Annotated in this window: 8 protein-coding genes; 4 read left to right on the top strand and 4 right to left on the bottom strand. The window is 51.5% G+C overall.

What is annotated here, in order from left to right; all coding sequences use genetic code 11:
- Positions 1-592: 592 nt before the first annotated feature.
- Together ACR0MS_RS20200 and ACR0MS_RS20195 are read right to left on the bottom strand one after the other, a co-directional pair.
- A complete protein-coding gene (locus tag ACR0MS_RS20200) occupies positions 593-1,606 on the bottom strand; it encodes a hypothetical protein (protein ID WP_170353216.1) in 1,014 nt (337 codons plus the stop codon).
- On the bottom strand, positions 1,603-2,277 hold the full coding sequence (locus ACR0MS_RS20195) for a hypothetical protein (protein ID WP_170353217.1): 675 nt from the start codon (positions 2,275-2,277) through the stop codon (positions 1,603-1,605). Before ACR0MS_RS20195 ends, ACR0MS_RS20200 begins: the two co-directional genes overlap by 4 nt.
- 351 nt (positions 2,278-2,628) lie before the next feature.
- On the opposite strand from ACR0MS_RS20195, the gene ACR0MS_RS20190 reads away from it, so the two are divergent.
- From ACR0MS_RS20190 to ACR0MS_RS20175, 4 genes are all read left to right on the top strand, one after another.
- Positions 2,629-4,125: a hypothetical protein gene (locus ACR0MS_RS20190; RefSeq protein WP_480578051.1), complete on the top strand. Its 1,497-nt coding sequence runs from the start codon at positions 2,629-2,631 to the stop codon at positions 4,123-4,125.
- 128 nt (positions 4,126-4,253) lie between these two features.
- A complete protein-coding gene (locus ACR0MS_RS20185) occupies positions 4,254-4,952 on the top strand; it encodes a hypothetical protein (RefSeq protein ID WP_170353219.1) in 699 nt (232 codons plus the stop codon).
- The gene (locus ACR0MS_RS20180) at positions 4,953-6,068 is read left to right on the top strand and encodes a BAR domain-containing protein (RefSeq protein ID WP_480578046.1); all 1,116 of its coding nucleotides are present in this window, start codon (positions 4,953-4,955) and stop codon (positions 6,066-6,068) included.
- Positions 6,068-7,813, top strand: a complete 1,746-nt coding sequence (locus tag ACR0MS_RS20175; protein ID WP_480578055.1) for a GmrSD restriction endonuclease domain-containing protein — start codon at positions 6,068-6,070, stop codon at positions 7,811-7,813. The genes ACR0MS_RS20180 and ACR0MS_RS20175 overlap by 1 nt, the downstream gene beginning before the upstream one ends.
- Before the next feature lie 630 nt (positions 7,814-8,443).
- On the opposite strand, the gene ACR0MS_RS20170 is transcribed toward ACR0MS_RS20175, so the two are convergent.
- Entirely contained in the window at positions 8,444-9,676 is a 1,233-nt protein-coding gene (locus ACR0MS_RS20170) for a hypothetical protein (RefSeq protein ID WP_480578043.1), read from the bottom strand.
- A 241-nt stretch (positions 9,677-9,917) separates the two neighbouring features.
- The gene (locus ACR0MS_RS20165) at positions 9,918-10,631 is read right to left on the bottom strand and encodes a hypothetical protein (RefSeq protein ID WP_480578040.1); all 714 of its coding nucleotides are present in this window, start codon (positions 10,629-10,631) and stop codon (positions 9,918-9,920) included.
- Between the last annotated feature and the right edge of the window lie 239 nt (positions 10,632-10,870).

Genomic DNA, 10,870 nt, shown 5'->3' with positions numbered 1-10,870 from the left:
AACCTGCCGTAACTTCGAGACAATCTCTTCGGGCTTCGGTCTCTTGTTTGCCATTCGTGGTCCTCCGTTTCCTAAACATAACGGTGGACCAGTTCAGTTGGGGAGGCTCAGTTTCTGCTTAAGCCCTACCCATTTCCTCGTCTGTCTGGGAGATATTCACGCACGATCCTCCCCAAACCTTTCTTAATAGTTTCTCGCTGTTTGAGCCTTTTTGGCCCAACTATTCGCGTATTCACTCAAAGATTCTGATCGTTTGTCATGCAGGGACATCAACTCGCAAGCCGCCCACATGGCGATACAATGTTCCGTATCCGTCTTGGCCAGTCGATAGGCATTCGCCGTCACTGTGCTTGGAGTCGCGGGATCGCGCGGCATCCGTCAGACCCTCCACATTTTTGGCGTGACTAATTTCGCCAATCAACGACCGACCTCAGCGAGAACTCCGAACGAAATGCCCGTCACAATTGCGGTGAGTGGAACCGTCACGTTTTTCCGTTTCCCTGATATTGTTCGGATCCAGGCTCGCATCACCAGAACCAGGCTTGGCACGCTTCCCCCGAAAAATCTGCGGGCACACTTAGTTTCTCAGGGATTAACCTGGCAAATAGAGCAAGGGGGCTTCTGTTTCCGTTTCCAACTCCTCGAGATATTGCCGTCCTGATGCTCCGCGCTCGATGAGTATCGATGCAAGTGATGCCTGACTTTCTGCCTGAATTGCAGACTGCCGCAGCCCTCCAACCAAGACTTGAGCTGCTGCTAGGGCCATATTTCGCATATCGCTCATCATTTCGACGTTCTCGGCGGATCGGGCACAAAGCCGTGCCAGGCGGTCAGCTGACAACGGCGCACTGAGTTGAGCAAATCGCTCGGCTTGTTTTCTGGCAATTTCACCAGCTACAGCCAGTTCATCTATGTGGAACAAAGCTTTAAAGCTTGCGTCGGAGCACAGCCTTATTGCTGCGGCCAGTGACCATAGCAAGTCCAAGTCTTCGACAGTCATGTCCTCGTGGTTCTCGGATAAGCGTGAAAAATGAGGCTGTAGCCGAGAAGCTGAACGTGAAAGGGAAATCTGAAGCTCTTCAGCGACTCGGCTCGCATCTCGCCGGGCATGGAGCGTATCGACGGCTTCCAAGTCGGCCGCAATAACCGCAAAAATTCCCTGTATGTCGTCACTTCGCCGTTCCGCAGTGGCTAGGTCTATCCGTTCCTTCAGATCAACCAGATGCGCCTCAATGCCCTTAAGTCTGTGTAGCATCATTGCAAAGCCGGCAACCGAAACGCCCAGGCCCAAGCCAGAGACTGCCAGCGTGCCGATCTGAAGGTTCTGCATCAGACCCAACGAAGTTTGGATATTGGCGAGCCGAGACTTGATCTGCTCATTCTGAACCGCTGTGAGCACACCTAACGGGTTAAAGCCCTGCGATATGGTTGAGCTGACACCTTGAAGAGCGCTCCCAAGTATCTTTTCAAATGCACTGGTCGGCTGTACATGAGCCAAAACTTGGCCGGTTAATCTATCTTTTATCAGGGCTCCCACAACTTTGGCTTGGCCGCCAGAAACTTGAGAGACAAATTTCTCAGGAATTTCGTAGAGAAGAGTATTCATTGTAGGTCCATGCTGTTGGCTGCCGCATTAATGGCCAGCGCTTGAATGTCTTCGAGAATTGTGCGTTGGTCCACAGGTGCGCCCAAGCCAAAAACTATCTCACCTGCGTGCGTGTGTGCACGAGCACGTAGTGACTCCCTCCAATTCTCAACCGCGGTATCGAAAAGACTTCGACTTATTAGTGCGGTCGCGCCAAGCGCCACCGCGCCGACAGTGAAAAGAGGCCAACTGACATAAGAAACACCTACAATAGCCAAGACACTGGAAGAAACTGTAGCAAATGAAACAACCGTTGGGATGGCGGCGATTGATGCCGCAGCCAAGCCCGCGCTCGCGAGAGCGGGTGCAATTGCTGCCAATCGGTCGTTTAGATCGGGGTCGCGCGTAAACTCAAGAGCAAGTTTTTCCTTTAGGTCACTCAATGCATCTTCGGTGTGGGCGAGAGCTTTTTGGGCCTGCTCCTCCGCCCAAGTGCTACAGATCTCAGAAATTTCGTCACGGATCTGAAATTCGGACCATGCAAGATCAGTCGTGCCAGCTTCGTCGATCTTCGCGTCGATGGTTTTGAGCAGTTCAGGGAAGGCCGTTTCCGCCTGAAGCGTGATCTCTTCCAGCTGCGAGTCACGCCAATTTAGAAAATCCACTCGGGTGAAAAGATCGCTGCCTGTCATTGGGTGCTCAAATCAAATTGACGTTCGGTCCAAGGATGAAGCACTTTCGAAGATCCTTGAAGCCTCTTAATGTTGTTTTTCTGCTGGCCTGCTCAACAATCCTAAGTTTCCGCCACGGTTTCAACTTTTTTGGTGGACCAGAGCTCAGGTGGGAGCACTGAGAAGAGTTTAATCCACTTCAGTTTCTGAAGAAAACATCCATTTTAGATGCATGAAGGCGAGCGCAGAAATCCCTCGGAGATCTTATTGCTATTCCAACGGTTTTGGTGTTCAGTATCACAATGAAACTCAAACAATTTGAAATTTTTCAAATACTTGAGCCAATTACAACTAAGAAATTTGGGGGACCAAGTGCTCAACAAGCTGTCTGACATTTTTCGTTCTGACGAGTTCATTCCAGCTTCCGCGGTTTTCCCTGATATCGACAAGGAACGTCTAGCGAGTGATCTGGACTTGAAGGGAGAAGGTCGCGAGAGAGGCGAAGTCAATCAGCCGGAAACATCTTCGAAATCCCTGGATCATATCGAGTTGAAAGCTGTCGCCCGAGTTGAAGAACTTCGGCGACGTGGGTTGGATAACTATGAAACCAACCGACGTGTTTATTCAGAGCGCTTAAACCTAGCAGTTTCCGCGCGCATGCAGGTCGAAACCGAAGCCAATGATTCCAAGGCGCGCTTTAAGGAAGAAGTGACCAAGTGGAACGCCATGATGGTCACGCCTCGTGAGCGTGTGCAGGAAGCGTTCGCCTGGAGAAAGGACTTTCGCGAGAAAAATGGTCTGGCACGGCCAGCCAAAGAGGTAACCGGTTGGCCAAAGCTTATCGCGATCTCTCTCATTCTAATTTTGGGGGAGTCACTCATGAACGCGTACCTTTTCTCCCAGAAGAACCCGCTCGGATACATGGGGGGATGGCTTGCGGCCGTTATGGTTTCGCTCATCAATGTCGGCGCGAGCTCATTGTTGGGTTCCGGGGCGCGCTTCATCAATTGTCGAGGCTTCCGAAATACTCTGAAAAAGATGTTTGGCCTGATTTTTGCGGCCATGTGGGTATCCTTTGCCACGGGGTACAATCTGGCAGTCGCGCACTTCCGCGATGCCGTTGAAATGATCGGCGATTGGAGGGAGGCCGGCATTGCGGCCTTAACCACCCTTCGAGAGAACACGATACAACTCCATACGATGGAGTCCTATGCGTTGCTCACTCTTGGTTTCCTTATTTCTGTTGCAGCGTTTCTAAAAGGTTATAGCAGCTCAGACCCCTACCCGGGCTATTCCAAGGTGAGTCAAAGCGTTGTCAAAGCACGAGAGAATTACAGCGATCATCTTTCAGAATCCATCGAAGAACTTGGTGCTCATTGCGATGAGGCCGTGGAAAACTTGCGTTTGGCCAATGAGGAGGTCCATCGCCATGTCAACGACTCTGTAGATGCCCTTTATGGCCAAAAGGCGTTGCAGGCCAACCTCTCACCCTTCCTGGAGCAATGCGATATTGCCGCCAACTATCTCCTTGCCGTTTATCGGGATGCCAACAAGTCGGCGCGGGAAGAGGCTCCGCCGGCTTACTTCAACAAACACTTCGCTTTCGAGAAATTCGAACCAGCTACCGCCGACGAGGTGCGACGGTCAGAAGCAGAGGCTCAGGTCAAGGAAGTGTCCGAAATGGTCAACAACGCCATCAAGGAGATCTTTGAAGTTTTCAACGAGGCTGTGAACAGCCACTACGAAATAGACGAGCTTGAGGGCACGCATATCGAGCGAAAGCGGCACGACCTGAAAAAAGAAAATGCAGCCGAAAGCTCTTCAGGTCTGAAGATTGTTCCTGGCGATGCAAGTAAGGAGACCGCTTGATGGCTCGAAAGAGAAAAACTCGAAGCCGCCGGCGGCGAGGCTTCCGTAGGGGTGAGAGCAACCTAATCTGGTATTTCGCAATAGGTGCTTGTTCCCTGGTCATTGGGGGCGTTCTTGGTGCAGCCCAAATGCTGTTGTCTGACGGCAAGATGGATGAGCGGACGCTTTGCCATGCAGGCGGACCAATCAATGTGACCGCAATTCTTCTGGATTTGACGGACCCTTTAAATGAAACGCAGCAGACGCGGCTCAAAGCCATCGTCAACAATGAAATTGAAGCATCCAGCACAGACACGATGATTGCTCTGGGCGTGGTCAGTGAAGACTCATCGCGCTGGGGTGCGCTCTTTGCCAAGTGCAAGCCTGAAACGGGTGACGAGGCAAGCGTCCTTTATGAGAACCCGGCACTTATTGCCGATCAATACCGCAGTGATTTTCTGAGACCGGTCAATGAGACACTTGAGACCACTCTGATTAGTAATGTAGAAAATCAGTCTCCTATCATGGAAGCTTTGCAGTCTCTTGTGGTAAATACACCTGGTTTCAGTCGAGCAAGCGGGCGGCGGAAGATCATCATCGTCTCAGACATGCTTCAGCACAGCGACAACCTCAGCTTCTATCGAGGGCAAGGTTGGGACTACTTTATCGGGCAAAACGGCGAGCAGAGACTTGCTGGTAACCTGACCAACACAAGCATCGAAATCCTGCGAATACCTCGCGTGGATGGAAACATCCCATCCCGTGAAGTCGTCGAGGGCTTCTGGACACGTTATTTCGACCGGCAAGGCAGCCGGCCGCCTTCCGTCAGTTCTCTGGGGGATCTTTGAATGTTGCCACGTCAAACACATGCAGTTGCGCCCAAGGAGTCGCTGGACAGGTTCGTATTCATTGTCGCCTTTCTTGTTGGGGTGGTGGGAAGTGTTGTCCTCAAAGTTTATGATCTCCATCCATTTGTCGTTGCCGGGTTTGCGGCAACAGTGCTCGTTGGCTATGCTTTCTTGTCGTGGGCCGGAGGTAGGGTCAGGATTGAACCTGAGGTTATCGGGGACAACTGTTACTATCTGGGCTTTCTTTTCACGTTGGCGAGCTTGGCGTACACGCTCTATCAGATGGCTGACCCCACCATTAACGGTGGGCGGCCAGTCGACATCCCTGATGTCATCTCAGGCTTTGGCGTTGCTTTGTCGTCGACGATTGCAGGGGTTTTCCTACGCGTATTGATGATGCAGATGCGCCCGGATTTTGTGGCTCGCGAACGGGAAGTGCGTGCTGACGTCAATCGCTCATTTCTCGACTTCCGCAAGGGCATGTCAGGCATGCTCTCACAAATGAAGGCATATTCAACTGAGTCAGTGCAATTAGCCTCCGAACGCGACGAACGGATCCGCATGTCTACTGAGATGTTTTTTAAGGATCACATGGAAGAACTCACCAAAAGCACTAAGGCATTGTCGGAGGCGATGGAGAGGGCGTTTTCGGAAGCCGCGCAAAATGCGATTGCAGACATTTCTAAATCCATCCTCGAGAACAATCAGGCTCAGCAGAAACAGATGCAGGAGTTTCTGAAAGAGCTTCAGAAGCTCAAAGAGCAAATGAATAACCAAGAAGTGGAATCCATCGAGGCGATGCTTGAAAGAAGGATGCGACTCGTCTCCGGAATGGAGACTGCTGAAAAGACGATGCAAGAACATGACGCTGCAATGGGGCAATACATCAAGGTCACCCGGCGAGCAGCAGACGCAATGACTGAACGCATGGCTCCAGCTCTTGATGCTTTCCTAGAGCGTCTAGAGAAAATGCCTTCTACTGAGCCTGTGCAGGACGACTCCATTCATACGGGCGAAGAGAGTCAATCGGATCTGGAGGAGGTTGCGGAACGCCCAATTACCGTCAGGCCGACCAGGCCAGGCCCTTGGGAAGGTCGATCCCGGAGATCTGAGTGATGGCGGATGCCTCCCGCTTCAATCGGAGTTATCGCCGCGGCGCCATTATGGGCCTCACTATGGCGGAGGCATTCATACTGATCGCCTTCGCACTCCTTCTCCTTTTTGCCTTTTGGCAGTGGGAAACAGAAAAAGAGAATACGCCTGAGGTTCAGGCGTTTAAGGAACTCCCGTACGAACAGCGCCAGACAGTACTGGTGGGCGCTCAAGATGGATCGATCAAAGCGTTTGCTGAACTGAAGGAGAGTGGGGTGGATTTCTCCTCGCCGGCTTCCGTGGAGAAACCGCAGGAAAAATGGCGTTTTATTGACAAAGGCGAAGTTCTTCGTCTGGTTGATGCAGCCTCATCTCTTCCTGAGGACATGCAGCGCGACCTGGCGGATATGGTTGAAAGCCAAGAGGCTCAGGAAATTCTGAAAGAGATGGCCGTCCTTGAGAAATTGGTGGAGTCTGGTCGCAGGATCGCCGACCTGATCGACAGTAGCGACATCTCGGAGGCGCTCGAAGAGAGTGGACGCAGCGTTGAGGAGCTGCTTGCTGTCTCCCAGATCATCGAGTCTCTGGAAAATTCGGGGCACTCGATAGATGACCTGGAGAAAACCGCGCAAGCACTAGAGGCCCTCCAGGAAGATGGCCGTACCATGGAGGATATTCTCCGTACGGCGCAAACTCTGGCAGTTCTGGAACAGGCCGGGCAAAAGCTTGAAGACATCTCAGCCAAAATCAAGAACGCGGAGGCTCAAGAGGCGGCCTTGGTTGGCGCCCTGCGGGCGGAGCTTGGTGGGCTTGTCTCCAGTATAGGCGGACAGATCGATGAAAACGGGGCGATTATCCTGCCGGATACCGTTCTGTTCGATCAGGGCAAGGCCAACATCACTCCAGTCTTAGCCAAGTTTTTGGCGGATGCTTGCAGCCCCTGGCTCGCAGTTCTGAAAAACTCAGGCGTAGATGTCTCCGAGGTCAAAATCGAAGGACACGCATCATCCGAGTGGCGATCAGGCTCTTCGCCGAGACAGGCCTATCTGGGCAACCTCGATCTCAGTCAGCGCAGATCACAGGCTGTGTTGCAGACCTGTATGGATTTTGTGACGGATTCGGAGGTTCTTGATTGGGCGCGCAAACACTTGATCGCAGTCGGCTATTCCTCAGTGCGCCCAGTGTTGCGCGATGGAAAAGAGGACAAGATTGCTTCACGTCGGGTGGTGTTCAGTGCGACACCAAATCGGGAGTCTCTCATTCAAGAGATCGAAACAGAAGCGACGAAAACGGCTCGGTATGATCGTTCTCTTTTTGGCGGCTGGGAAGATCGAGATGGGGACTGCCTGAACACTCGGCATGAGCTGTTGGCCACAATGTCCACCGGCCAGGTGACTTACACGCGCAACCGGTGTGCAGTATTCAGAGGTAGATGGGTGGACTCATACACCGGAAAGACCTTTTACCAGGCTGACGATGTGGACATCGACCACTTAGTCCCACTGAAATGGGCTTGGGAGCATGGGGCTGATAAATGGCCGTCTCAAAGACGTAAGGATTTTGGGAATGACCCGGCAAATCTTTTCATCGTTCATGATCAGGTTAATCAAGACAAGGGAGCCATGGGGCCCGATGAGTGGTTGCCTCCTAAGGTCGATTTCCGGTGTCAGTATGTTACCAGGTTTCGTCGGGTCGTTCTCAAATATGGTTTGATTCTAAGTGACGACGAACGTGAAGCTTTTGCCAGAATTTCACAGCAAAGCTGCTAGAGCTGACGTTCGAAACATCACTGGGTTCGAACCTTGTCCACATTTTTTCGATGGTACAGATGTGGTACAGGATGAACCTGTCCACCCATTCCTTCAGTGAAGTCGAACAAGCGACCAACAAAGTCAGCATCACTAAGCCTAATAAATCGAGGCCGCCAAAAGTCGGTTGTATTCAAGCAGCTTTGGGTGCTGCATCATTGGCGCCGGGAGACCGCGACCATCATTTTCTGATTATGAGGCTTGAGCCCAGCGTACTTACAGTGCATTACCGCATACTTGCGAGAACACTGCGCCTGACCTCCAGATCAATTGTTTACGCCAACAGGATCCGCCGGGTTGGTTCTACCTGTCCACGATCCTAGACAACAAAAGCCGTTACGTCATCGCGAGGAAATCGGCTGAGGGCCGGATTGCCCTTTCCCCTTTCCCCAGGCCGAATTTACTCTGCGGCCACTGTCGCGGGTGTACCGAGAGCAGTGCAAGCGTGCGCTCGTGCATGAGTAAATCAATAGTGATGTGTCCTTCATCAGAGCTTTCCGGATTTCTTGTTCATCTTCGCTCCTGAATGGCATCGATAAACCAGAAATCCTTTGTTGCTAAATACCCTAAATCGCCCGGAAGGTGATGATGTCAGAAAGGGGTTGTCACGTCGAGATCGTTGGCCATTATCATGCCATTGGCGATGAGAAATCTAAGGACGCGACCTGATTTTACCACGTCGTAGTCATGATACTCTGCATATCGATCATTGCTCAGAACAAAAGTCGTTTTATCTCGTCCGGCCAATTTGAGGATGAATTCGTCTGCGGCCGTTCGTGTTGGCGCAACGTGAGTTTTGACAGCCTTCCCCAATGCCCGCTCAATACCTTGATTGTCTGTCTTAAGCATCGAACGAATTGACGCGTCAAATACCACTGTTGCTTTGAAACGGCCATCCAAGGCTTTGAGGAGCGCCAAAATTGCCTCTAATCCGATGAAGTCTTGACCTTCGTAGCAGACATTGTTGCCATCGATTAGCAAATGCGTGATCTCTCGCTCGATCTTCTGAAATTCTTCACGAATTCGTCGTTCAAGCTTTGGAATGTTGTTCTCAAGTTTTCTAATGGCTCTCTGTCTATCGCTGATGACCTTCCTCGGTCTACCTTCCCCGAACTTATTCTCACATTTCTCATGGATCATTGCGCGTTCGTAGGAGTTTGGAGCGTCGCTGAGCTGCCTATCTAGGTCCTTGGCGGTTACAATGTCAGACTTCGCGTTGGCAAGTTCTGACGTTAATCGATCATACTCGCCTCTATGGGGCCGGATACTCGCTTCAAGCTTGTCGAGCTCACCTTGATGAACTTTGCGGGCCACTTTGACGAGCTCAATTTCTGCTTCAACCCTCGAAACGCGTTCCTTCGCCGCTCCACAATCAAAAGCCTTATGCCACTGGATACGCGTTTTTGCAGCGCCGACATCCTTCTTCGTCTTGCTCAGCGACACTCTAACAGCCTTCAATCGGTCTTCGATGGCCAAAATTTCGCTTTGCAGTCCCTTAGCCTTACCGCGCAGTTCTCTCTGAGCTCTCCCGAAGTATCTCCACGGCATCAAGGGGCTGACCTGTTTCGCACGCAGGTCCGAGAGATTTCTTCCAAGCCTTGCCTTTGCATCCTCAAAATCTGCGTCGCTTCGCGTCAACTTCAGGATCCTGACCTCAAGTTTCTTAAGTTTTTTTTCTGAAGTTTTTGGAATGAAGTTCTGGAAGTCCTCGATTTCGCGCGACATAGATTGCAGGCTTTTCTGCATCACTTTAATTTGATCATTGAGATTGGAAATGCGAGCGCGTCGTGTGTCCAATGGCAAAAATACGTTCTCTCGACTCATTCCTTACCCTGTAGCCGTAATTTCAACGATGTAATATGCGGTGATTGGAAGGTTAGCGTGACGGCTTCAAATGTTAAACAAAGTGCATATGACATTGGCCACAAATTCTCATTTAGGAAGAAAAACTTCTCGCCGCTGCTTTCGGGAGGTTCAATTTTGTTTCTAAGGTTCAACTTTGATGTCAGGCGCTACAGGTACATTGCTTTCCGACGCACGCGCTCTTAACGCTAAAACGGCCGTCTCATTCTAGAAGCGCTTCCAGATCATCGGCGGGCTTTACTAGCAGAATACGCTTCTTGCGACCTGTGCGGGTCACAATGACCACTTCCTCAGAACCATCTTGGTTAACCACATACTTCAAACGTCGGAGCGAAAACACCTGGCCGTCGACCGAGACGTTCTGCCCATCGGTCGAGAGCGATACACTTGGTAACTCCTCAGATAACTTCGTTAGAAGTGCCTCCAGTGAATTCGCTTCGAGAAGCCTGATTTCTGCCACAAGCTGGGAAATCGTAATTGGGCCCAGCCCACCTTTCGCTCTCTCCTCGTTCATCCTGCGCATGGTCTTGTGCGTGGCATAGTACCCAATCGCAGCAACAATGGTCGCTGTGGCACCGGCTATTGCCCATCCCACGGGAGTCAGCCCCAGAAAGGTCGCTGCCGGCACAAGACCTAGAGAATTTGCGACCCCTCCAAGGCCGACGGCTGTCAGGGCAGATCCGACCCCAAGCGCGGCGGATGTCGACAATGAAGCCAAGCCTCCAGCTGCCCCAAATATTCCGGCCGCTGAAACAAGCCCGAGGCTGCCCAGCAATGTGCTGTTGCCGAGAACAAATGCCCCAATCCAAGTGCTCGAAAGAGTCCCGGCCAGATATCCCGCAGCCCCCGTTGAGGCGATCCAAGCGCCTGAGTAATGAAGAACCGGTATTGCAATGGCAAAAACAGGAAAAGGCATAGAATAACTCCTAACAAATCCGCTAATCAACATATAAGTATTTGAAGTTATTCGTTCAAGTTTTCGTGAGGCACGCGCATTAGGGATAGCATTTAGCCTGCGCCAGACGGGTCATATTGTAGTAGTAATATGAGCCTCCCCAACTGAACTGGTCCACCGTTATGTTTAGGAAACGGAGGACCACGAATGGCAAACAAGAGACCGAAGCCCGAAGAGATTGTCTCGAAGTTACGGCAGGT

The organism is Ruegeria sp. CJ2 (genome assembly GCF_056536745.1).
This window is presented reverse-complemented; position numbering and strand designations above follow the sequence as displayed.

Coding starts and splice junctions, on each gene's coding strand:
- ACR0MS_RS20200 (WP_170353216.1), bottom strand. CDS start 1,606: ATGAATACTCTTCTCTACGAAATTCCTGAGAAATTTGTCTCTCAAGTT.
- ACR0MS_RS20195 (WP_170353217.1), bottom strand. CDS start 2,277: ATGACAGGCAGCGATCTTTTCACCCGAGTGGATTTTCTAAATTGGCGT.
- ACR0MS_RS20185 (WP_170353219.1), top strand. CDS start 4,254: ATGCTGTTGTCTGACGGCAAGATGGATGAGCGGACGCTTTGCCATGCA.
- ACR0MS_RS20180 (WP_480578046.1), top strand. CDS start 4,953: ATGTTGCCACGTCAAACACATGCAGTTGCGCCCAAGGAGTCGCTGGAC.
- ACR0MS_RS20175 (WP_480578055.1), top strand. CDS start 6,068: ATGGCGGATGCCTCCCGCTTCAATCGGAGTTATCGCCGCGGCGCCATT.
- ACR0MS_RS20170 (WP_480578043.1), bottom strand. CDS start 9,676: ATGAGTCGAGAGAACGTATTTTTGCCATTGGACACACGACGCGCTCGC.
- ACR0MS_RS20165 (WP_480578040.1), bottom strand. CDS start 10,631: ATGCCTTTTCCTGTTTTTGCCATTGCAATACCGGTTCTTCATTACTCA.